This window comes from Streptomyces lunaelactis (assembly GCF_003054555.1).
In the GTDB taxonomy this organism is placed as follows: domain Bacteria; phylum Actinomycetota; class Actinomycetes; order Streptomycetales; family Streptomycetaceae; genus Streptomyces; species Streptomyces lunaelactis.
This window is the reverse complement of the sequence record NZ_CP026304.1, coordinates 4,614,292-4,630,659: the sequence shown is the minus strand read 5'-3', so window position 1 is coordinate 4,630,659 and position 16,368 is coordinate 4,614,292. Positions and strand designations below refer to the sequence as shown.

Here is a 16,368-nt window from a genome sequence, read left to right as displayed (position 1 = left end):
TCTCAACCAGCCGCCTCGAACGAGAAGACGGGGATGGCGGGACGGACGATCGCCGCCACATCTACCCTCTGACCATGGCCATCGACGTACGCGACCCCAGCCCCGAATACCTGGCGTTCTGGCGTGAATACCATCTGTGCACCCTCACTACACAGCGCCCGGACGGCAGTCCGCATGTCGTGCCGGTGGGAGTGACGTACGACCCCGAGGCCGGGCTGGCCCGCGTCATCACGAACAAGAGCAGCACGAAGGTGGCCAACATCCTGGCCGCGCAGCGGCAGGGCGGGGCACGCGTGGCCGTGTGCCAGGTCCACAGAGGCCGCTGGGCGACGCTGGAGGGGCGGGCGACCGTACGCACGGAGAGGGAAGCCGTCGAGGACGCGGTACGGCGTTACGCGGAGCGCTACGAGCGCATGCCGGCGCCCAACCCGGACCGGGTGCTCATCGAGATCGCCCTGGACCGGGCGCTCGGGCGGGGCTGACGCGGCGGCCCCTTACCGGCGTGCGGAGTCGGCGACCCCTTACCGGCGCGCGGAGTTCACGTGCGGTCGGCCTCGCGTACGGAAAAAGCACAGCGGCGCCATCGCGTTTCAGGTCCACGATGGCGCCGCTGTGTGGGGGAAGCGCCCGAGCGATTTACAACGACGGGGGAACCGCTCAGGCACTGCGGGGGGTGGCGGTGGTGGCGTCGGGCTCGGCCAGCTGGTGATCGCGCTGGTCGAGATTGACGAAAATCATGCCGTACCGGATGGCACAGCGGACGGGCTGCGGAGCTCCACGGGGCCGGCGAAGGCACCGATAGGCACGGACGTCCTCGTCCTCCTCGCGCGCCACGACTATCGGCTCTCCGAACAGGGTGACCATCAACGAGTCGCCACGGTGGGGGATTGCCGTGACGAGGTCGATGAAATGCCACCCCGATCTGTAAGCCGTAGCCATCTCGCGCCGGAAGGTCCGGTCGTCCGGTGGAACGGTCATGCGTCAGTGCGGGCCGGAGCGACACCCCAAGAGGGCTCACCGGACTTACCCGCCACAACGTCCGCGGGAGCAACGCCCCACGAAGGCTCACCGGGCTTACCCGCCACAACGTGCGCGGGAGCAACGCCCCACGAAGGCTCGCCGGGGGTCGCCGTCACCGCGTGGGCGGGAGAGCTACCCCAGGAGGGCTCACCGGAGGCCACCGCACCGAGCGCGGCCGCCGCTATGGCAAGAGCACAAAGAGCACGAAGCGTCCTAGACATGGGTGATCTCCACCTCTATTGATCATTCCTCCTCCCCCGCGCATAAGACGATGTCTCACTCCGAACGCTTGCACCAGCGACGGCAGGCATCATGTTCCTGTAATGCAGGAGCCTGAGGGGGTACATATGCCATCAAGAGAGGGTGAAACGGGACACCCTCATGCAGACGGCGAGCTGTGCGAAGCGGGGAAGGTTCTCTACATCACCGCTCTGCGGACCGGGCGAATAGCCCGGTCAGAGGCGGAATCCACACCCTGCCTCTTCGATCTCGCCCTGCTGCACCCGGATCCCGACGACGCTCAGTGGCTCCGCCCGGTTCCGCCGACCACTGCGCTGACACAGCTGATACACCCCATTGAGCGGGAGATCCAAGAGCGCCGACGCCGAACTGTCGCTCTGACCGACGCTCTTGAGCCATTCATGGCGTTCAGCGCTCAGAACTCCACCGTCCCACAAGGGATCACCGTCCTCGAGGGTCTCAACCGCATCAACACAACCCTCGACCAGGTCACCGCAGACTGCACCGAGGAGCTTCTCACGGTCCAGCCCGGCAGTGGGCGACAGCCGCACATCCTGGAGAAGGCGCTGCGCCGCGTGGAGCCGCTCATCCACCGCGGCGTACGGATGCGCACCCTCTACCAGCACACGGCCCGCCACCACCCGGCGACTTTGTCCTACATGGAGGCGGTAGGTCCGGCCGGGGTCGAGGTGCGGACGCTCGAGGAGATCATCGACCGCCTGATCATTGTCGACCGGAAAGTGGCCTTCATACCGGCAAGTAGCGATCGCCTCTCGGCACTTGAGCTACGGCACAAAGGCATCGTCGAGTATCTCGTCGGCGTCTTCGAGCAGTTCTGGCTGCACGGCATCCCGTGGGAGGAACAGGTCTCGTACGGGCCCCAGCTGGACGGCGTCACGGGCGTCCAGCGCTCGATCGCCAAACTGCTGGTCGAGGGCCATGTCGACGAGGCCATCGCCCGGCGCCTGGGGATGAACGTCCGCACCTGCCGCGCACACATCGCCAAGCTGGGCTCGGCGCTGGGCAGCGGCAGCCGCACCCAACTCGGCTATCTCATCGCGCAGTCGGGGATTCTGGAGCACGAGGGCTGACCGCGAGCGCCCCGGCGTCCGCCGACCCGCCGGCGCGCGCCCCGGACCCGTGCCGCCGGTGCGCCGGCCGACGGTCCCGCCGCGCCGTGACGCCCGGCGCGGCTGTGCGAGCGCGAACGCGGCGAACCGGAGCGTGTCCAGGCCACCCTCATCCTCTCCTGAGGCTGACCGGTCCTCGGCCGGGCCGCGAGCCGCATACGCCGAAGGGGCGGGAGAGCGACTCGCTCTCCCGCCCCTTCGGCCGTACAACTCTTGTCCTACTCAGGCCGCTTGGGGCGCCAGACCACCAGCGCGCTCGCCTGCTGCGCATCCTGGTACGGCACGAGATCGCGCCGGTAGGAGGCGTGCACCTGGGCTTCGCGCTGCTGCATCGCCGCCGCCGCGCCCTCGACGGCCGTCGACAGCTCGGCGACCCGCTGCTGGAGCGCCGCGACCTGGTTCTCCAGTTCGATGATGCGCTTGATGCCGGCCAGGTTGATGCCCTCGTCCTGCGACAACTGCTGGACGGTGCGCAGCAGTTCGATGTCGCGGGCGGAGTAGCGCCGGCCCCGGCCCGCGGTGCGGTCCGGGGAGACCAGACCGAGCCGGTCGTACTGACGAAGGGTCTGCGGATGCAGGCCCGAGAGCTGCGCCGCCACCGAGATGACGTACACCGGCGACTCTTCGGTCAGTTCGTAGGGATTGCGACGGCGTCCGTCCATCTCATGCTCCCTTCGCGGCCTGGAACAGCTCGGCCCGCGGGTCATCCGCCGCGGTGGCTTCGCGGTAGGCCTCCAGCGCTTCCTTCGCCTTGTCGCTCAGCTCCTTGGGGACCACGACCTCGACGGTGACCAACAGGTCGCCGCGGGAGCCGTCCTTGCGGACAGCGCCCTTGCCGCGGGCACGCATCGTACGGCCGTTGGGTGTCCCCGCGGGCAGCTTCAGCGTGACAGGGGAACCGCCGAGGGTCGGCACCTTCACCTCGCCGCCGAGCGCCGCCTCCGTGTATGTGACGGGCACGGTGACCGTGAGGTTGTCGCCCTTGCGGCCGAAGACGGGGTGGGCGCCGACATGCACGACGACGTACAAGTCGCCGGCCGGGCCGCCCCGTTCACCGGGAGCGCCCTTGCCGCGCAGCCGGATCCGCTGGTCGTCAAAGACGCCGGCGGGGATACGGACCTGCATGGTGCGCGAGGAGCGGGCGCGCCCGCTCCCCTTGCAGACCTCGCAGGGGTCCTGCGCGATCAGCCCACGGCCCTTGCAGTCCACGCACGGGTCGGTGAGCGAGAAGGAGCCGCTGCCGCCGCGCGAGACCTGGCCGGTGCCGACACAGGTCGGGCAGACCCTGGGCGTGCCGTTCTTGTCGCCGGTGCCCGCACACGCCTTGCAGGGCGCCTGGCTGGACATCCGCAGCGGGACCGTGGCTCCGTCGACCGCCTCGGTGAAGCTGAGCGTCACCTCGGACTCGATGTCCTGGCCGCGGCGCGGCTGCGTACGCGTACCGGTGCCGGCGGCGCCGCGGTTGAACAGGCCGCCGAACACATCGCCGAGACCGCCGCCGAAGCCTCCGGCGCCGCCACCCTGCGGTCCGCCCTGGGCACCCCCGAAGAGGTCGCCCAGGTCGAAGTTGAAGGAGCCACCGGGGCCGCCGGGACCCGCCCGGAAGCCGCCGTTGCCGAAGAGCGAGCGCGCCTCGTCGTACTCCTTGCGCCGCTTGGGGTCGCCGAGGATGTCGTTGGCCTCGGAGATCTCCTTGAAGCGCTCCTCGGCCTTGGCGTCACCCTTGTTGGCGTCCGGGTGGAACTCGCGAGCGAGCTTCCGGTACGCCTTCTTGATCTCGGCCTCGGTGGCGTCCTTCGGGACGCCGAGAACCTTGTAGTAGTCCTTCTCGACGAAGTCCTTCGTACTCATCGACGTCCCTCCTCTCGGACGATCATGGCGTCAGCCCTCTTCCGGGCCACCGCTCTCCTCGTCGTTTACCGACTCTTCCTTCGCGAGGGTCGCGCCCGGCTGGGGCTCGGCCACCGCGACCCGCGCGGGACGTATGATCCGCTCGCCGATGCGATACCCCGGCTGCAGGACCGCGACGCACGTGGTCTCGGTGACATCCGGCGCGTAACTGTGCATCAGCGCTTCGTGGATCGTCGGGTCGAAGGGCTCGCCCTCCTTGCCGAACTGCTGCAGGCCCATCTTGGCGGCCGCCGTCTCCAGAGACTCGGCAACCGACTTGAACCCGCCCACCAGCTCCCCGTGCTCGCGGGCACGGCCGATGTCGTCGAGCACCGGCAGGAACTCGGTCAGCAGGCTCGCCGTGGCGATCTCCTTGACCGTGACCCTGTCGCGCTCCACACGACGGCGGTAGTTCTGGTACTCGGCCTGGAGCCGCTGGAGGTCCGCCGTGCGCTCGTTGAGCGCCATCCGGACCTGGTCCAGCTGAGCCGTCAGGCCTGCGATCTTTGCTGCGTCCCCTGCCGGGGCCGCCGGGCCCTCCTTCTCGGAGGACTCGGCGGTTTCGGCGGCGTCGTCAGGTGTAACGCCGGAGGGGACGTCGGGCTTCTCGTCGAAGTTGCCCGGGGTCTCCTCCGTCACGCTGCACCGTCCTTCTTCGGCTTCTCGTCGTCCACGATCTCGGCGTCGACGACATCGTCCTCGGCCTGGGGCTGCTCAGCGCCGCCCTCGGCGCCGGCGGCCGCGCCACCCTCGGGGGCGGCGTTGGCGTACATCGCCTGGCCGAGCTTCTGGCTGACCGCGGCGACCTTCTCGGTGGCCGTACGGATCTCGGCCGTGTCCTCGCCCTTGAGCTTCTCCTTCAGCTCGGTGAGCGCGGTCTCGACCTCGGCCTTGACGTCACCCGGGACCTTGTCCTCGTTGTCCTTGAGGAACTTCTCGGTCTGGTAGACGAGCTGCTCGCCCTGGTTGCGGGATTCGGCGGCCTCGCGGCGACGGTGGTCCTCGTCCGCGTACTGCTCGGCCTCCTGGCGCATGCGGTCGACCTCGTCCTTCGGCAGCGAGGAGCCGCCGGTGACGGTCATCTTCTGCTCCTTGCCCGTGCCCAGGTCCTTCGCGGTCACGTGCATGATGCCGTTGGCGTCGATGTCGAAGGCGACCTCGATCTGCGGCACCCCGCGCGGGGCCGGCGGCAGACCGGTCAGCTCGAACATCCCGAGCTTCTTGTTGTACGCCGCGATCTCGCGCTCGCCCTGGTAGACCTGGATCTGCACGGACGGCTGGTTGTCCTCGGCCGTCGTGAAGATCTCGGACCGCTTGGTCGGGATCGTGGTGTTGCGCTCGATGAGCTTGGTCATGATGCCGCCCTTGGTCTCGATACCGAGGGACAGCGGGGTCACGTCGAGGAGCAGGACGTCCTTGACCTCACCCTTGAGGACACCGGCCTGGAGGGCGGCGCCGATGGCGACGACCTCGTCGGGGTTCACACCCTTGTTGGCGTCCTGGCCGCCGGTGAGCTCCTTGACGAGCTCGGCGACGGCGGGCATCCGGGTCGAGCCGCCGACCAGGACCACGTGGTCGATCTCGGACAGCTGGATGCCAGCGTCCTTGATGACGTTGTGGAACGGGGTCTTGCAGCGGTCGAGCAGGTCCGCGGTGAGCTGCTGGAACTGAGCCCGGGTGAGCTTCTCGTCCAGGTGCAGCGGGCCCTCGGCGGACGCCGTGATGTACGGGAGGTTGATGGTCGTCTCGGTCGAGGACGACAGCTCGATCTTCGCCTTCTCCGCGGCCTCGCGGAGACGCTGGAGAGCCATCTTGTCCTTCGACAGGTCCACGCCGTGACCATTGGCGAACTGCTTCACCAGGTAGTCGACGACGCGCTGGTCCCAGTCGTCACCACCGAGGTGGTTGTCACCGTTGGTGGCCTTCACCTCGACGACGCCGTCACCGATCTCGAGCAGCGAGACGTCGAAGGTGCCGCCACCGAGGTCGAAGACGAGAATGGTCTGGTCGTCCTTGTCCAGGCCGTAGGCCAGGGCGGCCGCAGTCGGCTCGTTGACGATACGCAGGACGTTCAGGCCCGCGATCTCGCCGGCTTCCTTGGTCGCCTGGCGCTCGGAGTCGTTGAAGTACGCCGGGACGGTGATCACCGCGTCGGTGACCTTCTCGCCGAGGTAGGACTCCGCGTCGCGCTTCAGCTTCTGCAGGATGAAGGCGCTCATCTGCTGCGGGTTGAAGTTCTTCCCGTCGAGCTCGATCTTCCAGTCGGTGCCCATGTGGCGCTTGACCGACCGGATGGTCCTGTCGACGTTGGTGACCGCCTGACGCTTCGCAACCTCGCCGACCAGCACCTCACCGTTCTTCGCGAAGGCGACGACGGACGGCGTGGTCCTGGCACCCTCGGCGTTGGTGATGACGGTGGGCTCGCCGCCCTCCAGAACGCTGACGACGGAGTTAGTTGTGCCCAGGTCGATGCCGACCGCACGTGCCATTTCAAACCTCCAGCTGACTTGAGTGAATCTGGCTCAAGGATGCACGACCGAGTTGGATGAGTCAACAGACCTGAGTCGCCCCCACTCAACTTTTATCCCGCGCTTACGTGCACCCTTGCCGCACCCGGGCTCCGCCGGGGGCCTGTTGGGGTTCTCGGCGACCGCGCGCGTGGCGCACCGGTTCGCATGACCTTCATCTGCGAGAGTCATAGCCGCAAAAAGCGGCTGATAACTGTCAATCGTGATGAAGGGCGCGCACCATGCCTGCAAAGCGAGCCGTCGACCTGACGGGCAGTCTGATCCTGCTGCTGCTCCTGCTCCCCGCACTGCTGGCCCTCGCCGCGGCGGTCGCTGTGACCTCGCCGGGCCCGGTCCTGACCCGCCGGGACCGGACCGGGCTCGGCGGCCGGCCGTTTGCGATGCTGACGTTCCGTACGCGGCGGAACGATCAGGTCGACGACACCCGTGACACCCCCGTGGGACGACCGCTCCGCCGCCACTTCCTCGACGAGCTGCCCCAGCTGATCAACGTGCTACGCGGCGAGATGTCGCTGGTCGGACCGCGGCCGCTGGCGCCCGAGGACTCGGAGCCGGCCACCGGCGCGGGCCGCGCCCGCCTCGGCGTACGCCCCGGCATCACCGGACTCTGGCAGATCAGCGGCCGCTCCGAGCTCCCCTGGGAGGAGATGGCCGTGCTCGATCTGCACTATGTGGAGCAGTATTGGCTGGGACTGGACCTGCTGATCCTCGCCCGCACCCTCCCGGCGGCCGTTGCCGGACGCCGTCCGGTGCCCGCGGGTGCGCCGGTCAGGCTTGCCTGAGCGACACAGATCACCGCGTGCGCGGCTACAGTGCGGCGGAATAAGTGGGTACTCTCAGCACGGACTGAATAAGTTACCGCTTAGTAGAAGTCGCTGATTCCCACCTCGCAGGCCCGAGGAGCCCCGAAATGCAACTCGCCGCGATCATCGTGTCGCTGGTCCTGACCGTGGTCGGCGTTGCGCTCATCGCCCGAGCCGTCGCGCAGATCTACCGCTTCGTGAAGCTCGGTCAGCCGGTACCGGCAGGCAGTCGCACCGACGATCCGAAGCAGCGCACGATCACCCTGGTCAAGGAGTTCCTCGGCCACACCCGGATGAACCGGTGGGGGATCGTGGGCTTCGCCCACTGGTTCGTCGCGATCGGCTTCCTCACCCTGCCGCCGACCCTCCTGCAGGCGTACGGCCAGCTCTTCGAGGCCGACTGGGTGCTGCCGATCATCGGCGGCTGGCTGCCCTTCGAGCTGTACATCGAGTTCATCGGGCTGATGACCGTCGTCGGCATCGTCATCCTGATGGCGATCCGGCTGCTGAACCTGCCGTCCCGGGCCGGCCGCAAGTCGCGCTTCGCGGGCTCCAAGGCCTGGCAGGCGTACTTCGTCGAGTACGTCATCCTCACCATCGGCCTGGCGATCCTGACCCTGCGCGGGCTCGAGGGCGCGATCCACCACGTCGAGGGCTACGAGCCCGCGTACTTCGTCTCGTACCCCCTGGTCCTCGCCTTCGAGGGGCTCGGCCTCGGGACCCTCCAGAACCTCATCTACTTCACCGCGATGATCAAGATCGGCACCTCGCTGATCTGGATGATCACGGTCTCGCTCAACACCAACATGGGTGTCGCCTGGCACCGCTTCCTCGGCTTCCCGAACATCTGGTTCAAGCGGAACGCCGACGGCTCGACCGCGCTCGGCGCGCTGCTGCCGATGACGAGCGGCGGCAAGGAGATCGACTTCGAGGACCCGGGCGAGGACGATGTCTTCGGCGTCTCCCAGGTCGAGCAGTTCTCCTGGAAGGGCATCCTCGACTTCTCCACGTGTACGGAGTGCGGCCGCTGCCAGTCGCAGTGCCCCGCCTGGAACACCGGAAAGCCGCTCTCGCCCAAGCTCCTGATCATGTCGCTGCGCGACCACGCGCACGCCAAGGCCCCGTATCTGCTGGCCGGCGGCGGCAAGGACATGGAGGGCAACGAGAAGGCCTCCGAGGAGCAGCTGGCCGGTGTGCCGGCCGCGGCTCTGGCGGAGGCCGAGCGCCCGCTGATCGGGACGCTCGAAGAGAACGGCGTCATCGACCCGGACGTGCTGTGGTCCTGCACCACCTGCGGTGCGTGCGTCGAGCAGTGCCCCGTCGACATCGAGCACATCGACCACATCGTCGACATGCGCCGCTACCAGGTAATGATCGAGTCCGCGTTCCCGTCCGAGGCGGGCACGATGCTCAAGAACCTGGAGAAGAAGGGCAACCCCTGGGGTCTCGCCAAGAAGCAGCGCGTGGAGTGGACCAAGGAGGTCGACTTCGAGGTCCCGGTCGTCGGCAAGGACATCGAGGATCTGTCCGAGGTCGACTATCTGTACTGGGTCGGCTGCGCGGGCGCGCTGGAGGACCGGGCGAAGAAGACCACCAAGGCCTTCGCCGAACTGCTGCACATCGCGGGCGTGAAGTTCGCGATCATGGGCGGCGACGAGAAGTGCACGGGCGACTCGGCCCGCCGCCTTGGCAACGAGCCGCTGTTCCAGCAGCTCGGCCAGGAGAACGTGGCCATGCTGAACATGGCGTACGGCGAGGACGACGAAGACCCGTCGACGAAGAAGCCCACGTCGTCGAAGAAGATCGTCGCGACCTGCCCGCACTGCTTCAACACGATCGCGAACGAGTACCCGCAGCTGGGCGGCGAGTTCGAGGTCATCCACCACACGCAGCTGCTGCAGCACCTCATCGACGAGGGCAAGTTGATCCCGGTGACGCCGGTCGAGGGTCTGATCACGTATCACGACCCCTGCTACCTGGGCCGTCACAACAAGATCTACACGCCGCCGCGCGAGATCATGTCGGCCGTGCCGGGGCTGCGGCAGCAGGAGATGCACCGCCACAAGGAACGCGGCTTCTGCTGCGGCGCCGGTGGCGCGCGGATGTGGATGGAGGAGCGGATCGGCAAGCGCATCAACAACGAGCGTGTCGACGAGGCTCTTTCGCTGAACCCGGACATCGTGTCGACGGCGTGCCCGTTCTGCCTCGTGATGCTCACGGACTCCGTGAACGGCAAGAAGAACGACGGCAAGGCCAAGGAGTCGATCCAGGTCGTGGACGTGGCGCAGCTGCTGCTCGACTCGGTGAGGACGCCGCCGGCCGACCCGGCCCCGTCCGAGGAGTCCGAGGACGCGCCGGAGCCGGAGCCGGTGACGTAGTCGTCGGTGACGTAGTTCCTACGTAACGCGGAAGCGGCCGGATCTGCCTCGGGGGCAGACCCGGCCGCTTCTGTGTGCCGGTCGCGGACGCCCGCGGCACCGGCCTTCACGCCGCCCGTGGGGACGACGGTGGAGCACACCCGGCCGGCCCCCCTCCCCCCCGGGATTCCCCTAGGGGATGTCACAGCTCAGCAGCAAAGCCGGGTGCGTTCCCGCTCCCCTCCCACCCGGCTGATCAGGACCAGGTACGTTCGATTACGTGGCTGGATTCAGGATCGGACGCGGCCGGGACAACCGCGGCAGGCAGCAGCAACAACCGCAGCAGGCACCGCCGCCGCCCTACGGGGCCGGGGGCGGCCATGCGGGGCCGCCGCATGCGCAACAGCATCAGCAGCCGCCCCAGTGGCCCCAGGCCGGCGGCGGTCATCAGCAGCGGCCCCAGGGCCCGTACGGCGAGCCGGAGTACTTCGGCGACCCGTACCAACAGCCCCCGCACGGCGACCCGTACGCCAACAACCCTGGCCACACCCAGGCGTTCAGCGTGAACGAGGACCCGTACGGCGACGGCGCGACCTACCGCGCGGGCGCCACCCCCGCGGCCCCCAGCGGCCCGCGACTGCCCTGGAAGCAGTTGCTGAGAGGCATCGTGCTGCGCCCGGGCCCGACGTTCTGGCAGATGCGCGACTACCCGGTGTGGGGCCCCGCGCTGATCGTCACGTTCCTCTACGGCCTGCTCGCGCTGTTCGGCTTCGACAAGGCGCGCGAGGAGACCATCAACGCGACGATCTCCTCGGCGATCCCGTACGTACTGACGACGGGGGTCGCGTTCGTCATCGGCGGTCTGATCCTGGGCGCGGTGACCCACACCCTCGCCCGTCAGCTGGGCGGCGACGGCGCCTGGCAGCCGACGGTCGGCCTCTCCATGCTGATCATGTCGATCACGGACGCCCCGCGCCTGGTCTTCGCCCTCTTCCTGGGCGGCGAGAACTCCCTGGTCCAGGTCCTGGGCTGGGCGACCTGGCTGGCGGCGGGCGCGCTGTTCACCTCGATGGTGAGCAAGTCGCACGATCTGCCGTGGCCGAAGGCGCTGGGGGCGTCGGCGATCCAGCTGATCGCGCTGCTGTCGATCATCAAGCTGGGCACGATCTGACCCGTACGGACGCCGAGGAGGGCCCCTGCCGCGTCGGCAGGGGCCCTCTCACGTCTCTTCGCAGGTCAGGTCAAGCGTCCAGGACCTGCCCGCTCCGCTGTACGACGGGCTTCTCAACGCTCCAGGGGAAGTTGATCCACTCATCGGTGCGCTTCCACACGTACTCGCACTTGACCAGCGAGTGCGACTTCTCGTAGATGACGGCGCTGCGCACCTCGGCGACATGATCGACACAGAAGTCGTGCACCAGCTTCAGCGTCTTGCCGGTGTCGGCGACGTCGTCGGCGATGAGGACCTTCTTGTCGGAGAAGTCGATGGCGTTGGGCACCGGTGCGAGCATGACCGGCATCGCCAAGGTGGTCCCGACGCCCGTGTAGAACTCCACGTTCACGAGATGGATGTTCTTGCAGTCGAGTGCGTACGCCAGCCCACCGGCAACGAAGACCCCGCCCCTGGCGATGCTGAGCACGACGTCGGGCTCGTAGCCGTCGTCCGCGATGCTCTGCGCGAGGTCGCGGATCGCGCCGCCGAACTTCTCGTACGTCAGGTTCTCCCGCACACCGCTCATCTGCTCACACCTGCGTCCGATGGAAGTTCATGAACGACCGCGAGGCCGTGGGCCCGCGCTGCCCCTGGTAGCGGGAGCCGTACCGCTCGCTCCCGTACGGGAATTCGGCCGGAGTGCTCAGCCGGAACATGCAGAGCTGACCGATCTTCATCCCCGGCCAGAGCTTGATGGGGAGCGTCGCGAGATTCGACAGCTCGAGGGTGACGTGACCCGAGAAGCCGGGATCGATGAAGCCGGCGGTCGAGTGCGTGACCAGCCCAAGCCGCCCCAGACTGGACTTGCCCTCCAGTCGCGAGGCGAGATCGTCCGGCAGCGAGATGACCTCGTACGTCGAGGCCAGGACGAACTCCCCGGGGTGCAGGATGAACGGCTCGTCGCCCTCCGGCTCGACCTTGCGCGTCAGATCCGCCTGCTCGACAGCCGGATCGATGTGCGGATAGCGGTGGTTCTCGAACACCCTGAAGTAGCGGTCCAGCCGCACATCGATGCTCGAGGGCTGCACCATGGATTCGTCGTACGGGTCGATGCGCACCCGTCCGGCGTCGATCTCGGCCCGGATGTCCTTGTCTGAGAGAAGCACGCCCCGAGGATACGCAGAGCGCACGGGCCCACCCCAATCGGAGAGCCCCGTGCGCCCCCTTCGACCGTCGCTACGGCTGCCGCTACCGCTCGGCCGCCCGCGCCGACTCCACAGGCACGACGCTGCGAAGCCGCGCACAACGCGGACACCGGATGAGCCGCCCGGGCCCGATCCGATCGACGCCGAGCTGCTGCATCGGGAACGAAGCGGTACTGAAGACGTGCCCCTCGGCACAGCGGACGACGGTGCGCTCCATCAAGTCCATCGGGTCCCTTCCCCAACGAAATGCGGACGAACGACCACATTAGGGGATGAACTGGGCGCGACTCCAGGCGGCACTCCGAACACCCACGGTACGCCTCAACTCCCGTGCGCCGCAGCGACATCCGTCGCCTGGACAGCACGAAGGCCCCGCGGCGAAATACACCGGGGGGCCTGCAATGAGGTACAGTGTGCGACGATGCGATGCCGGTCGACGGCTCGCCGCGCGGGTGTAGTTTAATGGTAGAACATGAGCTTCCCAAGCTCAGAGCGCGGGTTCGATTCCCGTCACCCGCTCCAATGAATAAGGCCCAGGTCAGGGACATGGTCCCCAACCCGGGCCTTCGTGTTGTCTAGACCGATTCAGGCGTCGCGCACCACTTCCGCACCACTTGGACCCTGTTCAGGCTGGTCAGAACCCTTCTTCCGCGCGGCTCGGACCATCTTGTCCAACCCGCTCGCCACCTCCTTCTGACGCTCGCGGTCTGAGTGCTGGTAGATCAGCGCCGCTTTCTCCGACGACTGTCCGGCGCGCACCATCGTGTCCTTGAGCGTGGCTCCGGACCGCGTGGACAGCGTGTGACCGGTGTGGCGAAGGTCGTAGAAGCGGAAGCCTTCCGGCATCCCGACGTTGGCTCGTGCATTCCGCCACTTCCGTCCGAAGGAGGAGCGTCGGAAGGGAGCGCCCTTCTCCCCTACGAACAGCAGTCCGTCCGGCTCCTTCTCCGCGTACCAGTCGAGATGTCTCCTCAGGTCCGTGTGCAGAAAGGCCGGCAGAACGACGTAGCGCCTGCCCGCCGCGGACTTGGTGTCGCCCACGGCTCGCCGACCAGTGCTCAGCTCAGGCGCGGCCTGGCGGACTCGGATCGTCATGCTGTCCAGGTCCACATCCCTACGGCGCAGCTCGGCCTGCTCCTCCGGCCGCATCGGGCCGTACGCACCGAGGTAAACCATGAGCCGCCACCGGGGCCCGACCGCGTCCGCGAGCGCGTCTACCTGCTCCACTGTGGCGATCTCGCGTTCAATCGCGGACTCCTTGCCTCCTCCTCTGATCCGACAGGGGTTCCGGCGGATCAACTCGTCAGCAGCGGCGGTCTCGAGTACGGCCTTCAGGAGTCGGTACGACTTGGCCACTGTCGTGGCACCGGTCGATGTGAGCCGTTCGGCCCTCCACTCGCGGACCCGCGGTGGGGTTATCTGATCCAGGTCATATCGCCCGAACGCCGGGAGGATGTGCAGCCGCAGGAGTCGCCGGTAAAGCTCATCCGTGGTGGGCGCGATACCGCGCTCCACGACCCACTTCAGGGCGTACTCCTCGAAGTTGACCGCCCCCGCGTCTGGGTCTCGCCAGTCTCCGCGTGTGAGGTCCGCTTCAACCTGACTCAGCCAGACCTCAGCATCGGTCTTGGTTGCGAAGGTGTCCGGTGCACGTCGACGCTCCCCGAGCAGATCAAGATAGGTAGCCGTCCAGCGGCCGGAGCGGTACTGACGTACCGCTCCGAAGCGCCGGAAGTTCTTGCCCTTCTTCGGTCCTTTCTTTGCCACTTAGGCAGCCCTCCGACGACGCGTGCGGGACACAAGCGCCGGGACCGTGCGAGCAGCCAGGAACTCGATCACGGCGCTCTCGGGGATGAGCACACGACGCTGATCCTTGATGTAAGTGATGCGCCGCTCGGCGATAAGGCGCCGCACAAAGCGCTCACCACCCAGGAACACTGCTGCCTCGCGAACCGACAGATGGGGTTCAAGCACGGCGCTCTCCCGTCTCCTCAGGACCGAAGTCGGACAGCCCGGACAGCTCCAGTTCTGACTGTCCGGGTCGTTCTTGCAGGTCAGATGGGTTAACCGGACAGTCGGACAGCTGGGACACCTCTTGGGTGGCCTGGGTCCGGGTGTCGGTGTCCGGGTAGTAGCGGCCGCCCGCGTCCTTGGCGAGCTGGCCGTCTGCGGCCATGCGGGAGCAGGTGCGGCGCACGGTGTCCGCGTCGGCGTCCGGGAGTGCTTCGGCGATGTCCTTGGGTCGGGCGCCGGGGTTGGCGCGTACGTAGCGCAGGATGGCTGCGCGGGTGTCGCCGACGGTGTGATCCGAGACCGGCCCATCGAGCAAGTGCCAGGCTCCGGATGCGTCCTGGAACTGGAGCGCGTACTCGGCCTCGTTCACGTCGCGTCCGGTGACGTGCAGGATGCCGTCGGCCTGCCCGCGGGCCCGCTTGAGCACCAGGGTCGCGTCCGCCGCGCCCGCGATGCCGTTGGTGCCGGAGACCTCGGTAAGGAAGTCCTCCGATGCCATCTTGCGGACGTGATGGACCAGCACGACGGCGATGCCGTAGTGGTCCGCGAGCCGCTTCGCGTAGGTGACGGCGACGTAGTCCGCGTCATAGGCCGACACGCCTTGCGGGGCTTGTCCGCGCATCTTGGCGAACACGTCGATGACGACCATGCGCGCGTCCGGGTTGCGCTCCAGCCACTGGGCGATGGCCTCGCTGCCGCCCTGGGGGAAGGGCGGGCACTCGGTCACCAGGGTCAGACCGGCCGGTGCCTTCTGCCCGCCCAGCAGCTTGCCCATCCGGGTCTGAAGACGGCGGGGGGTGTCCTCCAGCGCGAGGTAGAGCACCGGGCCACCCTGGACCGGTACCGAGTCGAAGGCCTGGCCCCCAGCGGCGACCGCGAGGCCAAGTCCGAGGGAGAGCCAGGACTTGCCGACCTTGGGCGGTCCGGCCAGCAGGCTGACGCCTTCGGCGAGGATGCCGGGCACGGCCCACTTCGGCTCCGGGAACTCCGCGGCCATGAGCTGGTCCGCGGTCCACGAAGTCCGGGGCCGCTCCCGCTTCACGGCTGCCGCGGCAGGAGTCTGCGGGTCGCTGGGAACGGAGTACAGGTGCAGGGGCGGAATCGGGTTCGGACTGGTGCTCATGCCGCCACCGTCCTCGGACGCCTGACCCCGGCCCGCAGCCCGGACGCGATGGTGCGGCGCGCTTCCCGCTCGCCCTGGCCCACTTGGAGCGCGGCGGTCAGCAGCCAGCCGGTCACGTCGGCCTCGGTCAGCTCTCCCCCGGCAACGAGCTGTCCAAGGGCGACTGAGGCGATATAGAGCGCGTTGTTGTGCTGATCATCACCAGACCTCGTGACGCGCTCCAACTCCCCGTTGACCGCCGACCGCAGGAACGCGGTGCGCCGGTCCCGGGCGGTGAGGGCGATCGTGATGGGTTTCTGCGGCGGCAGCGGGGCGGGGCGCAGCAGCTCCAGCAGCCAGCCCGGCAGCGCACGCACGGGCGAGTTGTCGAGGACCGTGTAGGGGCGGCCGCCGAAGGTGCTGCCCGCGGCGACGACGAGTCCGCCGACGGCCCGGGTGTCCACCTTCCAGCCGAGCCCTTTACTGCTGTCGCCGGTGGTGTTGCGCAGCTCCTCACCCTCGGGCGCGGCGAAGTACAAGTGCGTGCCGCCGCTCCACGTCCCGACCGTGTAGGTGGCGCTGGGGTACGGCTGTCCGTGCCGGTCGCACAACACCTTCAGCACGTCGGCGCCGTTGGCGACACCGCGGGCAGACCAATCGGCCGGCGGGGTGTCGTCGGGGCTCTTGGGCCTGTCCAGGTCGACGACGACCAGCCGGGACGGGCCGGTGGCGATGCCGATGTTGTACGGCGCATGGGCCCAGCACCGGGCGATGCGCTCGGGGGCCGTGGTGGCGCGCGTCTCCCAGTTACGGATAGCGGGCCGCTTGTCGCCAGGGATGAGGGGGAAGACGTGCCAGCCGCGGGCGGCGGCATCCTGCGCGGCCTGGTGCAGCGCGGAGCGTTCGGGTTGAGGCATTCTCGGTGTC

The 16,368-nt window shown here is 68.1% G+C and carries 17 protein-coding genes and 1 tRNA gene; 6 read left to right on the top strand and 12 right to left on the bottom strand.

Annotated features, from left to right (window positions below; translation table 11 throughout):
* Positions 1-74: 74 nt before the first annotated feature.
* Complete coding sequence (locus tag SLUN_RS21370; protein ID WP_108150677.1) at positions 75-482, top strand: pyridoxamine 5'-phosphate oxidase family protein; 408 nt, start codon at positions 75-77, stop codon at positions 480-482.
* Between the two features lie 175 nt (positions 483-657).
* Here SLUN_RS21370 and SLUN_RS21365 read toward each other — a convergent pair whose 3' ends face one another.
* Entirely contained in the window at positions 658-978 is a 321-nt protein-coding gene (locus tag SLUN_RS21365; RefSeq protein WP_108150675.1) for a Rieske (2Fe-2S) protein, read from the bottom strand.
* Between the two features lie 389 nt (positions 979-1,367).
* On the opposite strand from SLUN_RS21365, the gene SLUN_RS21360 reads away from it, so the two are divergent.
* The gene (locus SLUN_RS21360; RefSeq protein ID WP_108150673.1) at positions 1,368-2,351 is read left to right on the top strand and encodes a helix-turn-helix transcriptional regulator; all 984 of its coding nucleotides are present in this window, start codon (positions 1,368-1,370) and stop codon (positions 2,349-2,351) included.
* 257 nt (positions 2,352-2,608) lie between these two features.
* On the opposite strand, the gene SLUN_RS21355 is transcribed toward SLUN_RS21360, so the two are convergent.
* From SLUN_RS21355 to dnaK, 4 genes are read right to left on the bottom strand one after another with little or no spacing between them, the layout of a single operon-like run.
* Positions 2,609-3,052: a heat shock protein transcriptional repressor HspR gene (locus SLUN_RS21355; RefSeq protein ID WP_108150671.1), complete on the bottom strand. Its 444-nt coding sequence runs from the start codon at positions 3,050-3,052 to the stop codon at positions 2,609-2,611.
* Position 3,053: 1 nt separating this feature from the next.
* Positions 3,054-4,241, bottom strand: coding sequence for a molecular chaperone DnaJ (gene dnaJ, locus SLUN_RS21350; RefSeq protein WP_108150669.1), 1,188 nt, complete (start codon positions 4,239-4,241; stop codon positions 3,054-3,056).
* Between the two features lie 30 nt (positions 4,242-4,271).
* Positions 4,272-4,919, bottom strand: coding sequence for a nucleotide exchange factor GrpE (gene grpE, locus SLUN_RS21345; protein ID WP_108150667.1), 648 nt, complete (start codon positions 4,917-4,919; stop codon positions 4,272-4,274).
* Positions 4,916-6,769 (bottom strand): molecular chaperone DnaK, encoded by a 1,854-nt coding sequence (dnaK, locus tag SLUN_RS21340; protein ID WP_108150665.1) that lies wholly within the window; start codon positions 6,767-6,769, stop codon positions 4,916-4,918. Before dnaK ends, grpE begins: the two co-directional genes overlap by 4 nt.
* Before the next feature lie 260 nt (positions 6,770-7,029).
* Here dnaK and SLUN_RS21335 point away from each other — a divergent pair, with 260 nt between their 5' ends.
* From SLUN_RS21335 to SLUN_RS21325, 3 genes are all read left to right on the top strand, one after another.
* The gene (locus tag SLUN_RS21335) at positions 7,030-7,590 is read left to right on the top strand and encodes a sugar transferase (RefSeq protein WP_108150664.1); all 561 of its coding nucleotides are present in this window, start codon (positions 7,030-7,032) and stop codon (positions 7,588-7,590) included.
* Positions 7,591-7,718: 128 nt separating this feature from the next.
* Positions 7,719-9,989, top strand: coding sequence for a (Fe-S)-binding protein (locus SLUN_RS21330; protein WP_108150662.1), 2,271 nt, complete (start codon positions 7,719-7,721; stop codon positions 9,987-9,989).
* 259 nt (positions 9,990-10,248) lie between these two features.
* Positions 10,249-11,139: a Yip1 family protein gene (locus SLUN_RS21325; protein ID WP_108150661.1), complete on the top strand. Its 891-nt coding sequence runs from the start codon at positions 10,249-10,251 to the stop codon at positions 11,137-11,139.
* Between the two features lie 70 nt (positions 11,140-11,209).
* On the opposite strand, the gene SLUN_RS21320 is transcribed toward SLUN_RS21325, so the two are convergent.
* The 3 genes from SLUN_RS21320 to SLUN_RS41410 form a co-directional block, all read right to left on the bottom strand.
* Positions 11,210-11,707, bottom strand: coding sequence for a phosphoribosyltransferase (locus SLUN_RS21320; RefSeq protein ID WP_108150659.1), 498 nt, complete (start codon positions 11,705-11,707; stop codon positions 11,210-11,212).
* 4 nt (positions 11,708-11,711) lie between these two features.
* Positions 11,712-12,287, bottom strand: coding sequence for a dCTP deaminase (dcd, locus tag SLUN_RS21315; protein WP_108150657.1), 576 nt, complete (start codon positions 12,285-12,287; stop codon positions 11,712-11,714).
* 82 nt (positions 12,288-12,369) lie between these two features.
* Complete coding sequence (locus tag SLUN_RS41410) at positions 12,370-12,552, bottom strand: hypothetical protein (protein ID WP_108150655.1); 183 nt, start codon at positions 12,550-12,552, stop codon at positions 12,370-12,372.
* 222 nt (positions 12,553-12,774) lie between these two features.
* Here SLUN_RS41410 and SLUN_RS21305 point away from each other — a divergent pair.
* Positions 12,775-12,848 (top strand) — tRNA-Gly (locus SLUN_RS21305).
* 63 nt (positions 12,849-12,911) lie between these two features.
* On the opposite strand, the gene SLUN_RS21300 is transcribed toward SLUN_RS21305, so the two are convergent.
* Genes SLUN_RS21300 through SLUN_RS21285 form a run of 4 tightly spaced genes read right to left on the bottom strand, consistent with a single transcriptional unit; the run spans position 12,912 to position 16,358 of the window.
* Complete coding sequence (locus SLUN_RS21300) at positions 12,912-14,093, bottom strand: tyrosine-type recombinase/integrase (protein ID WP_108150653.1); 1,182 nt, start codon at positions 14,091-14,093, stop codon at positions 12,912-12,914.
* On the bottom strand, positions 14,094-14,300 hold the full coding sequence (locus SLUN_RS21295) for a helix-turn-helix domain-containing protein (RefSeq protein WP_108150651.1): 207 nt from the start codon (positions 14,298-14,300) through the stop codon (positions 14,094-14,096).
* Complete coding sequence (locus tag SLUN_RS21290; protein WP_108150649.1) at positions 14,293-15,462, bottom strand: AAA family ATPase; 1,170 nt, start codon at positions 15,460-15,462, stop codon at positions 14,293-14,295. The genes SLUN_RS21295 and SLUN_RS21290 overlap by 8 nt, the downstream gene beginning before the upstream one ends.
* A complete protein-coding gene (locus tag SLUN_RS21285) occupies positions 15,459-16,358 on the bottom strand; it encodes a bifunctional DNA primase/polymerase (RefSeq protein ID WP_108150647.1) in 900 nt (299 codons plus the stop codon). The genes SLUN_RS21290 and SLUN_RS21285 overlap by 4 nt, the downstream gene beginning before the upstream one ends.
* Positions 16,359-16,368: the final 10 nt, after the last annotated feature.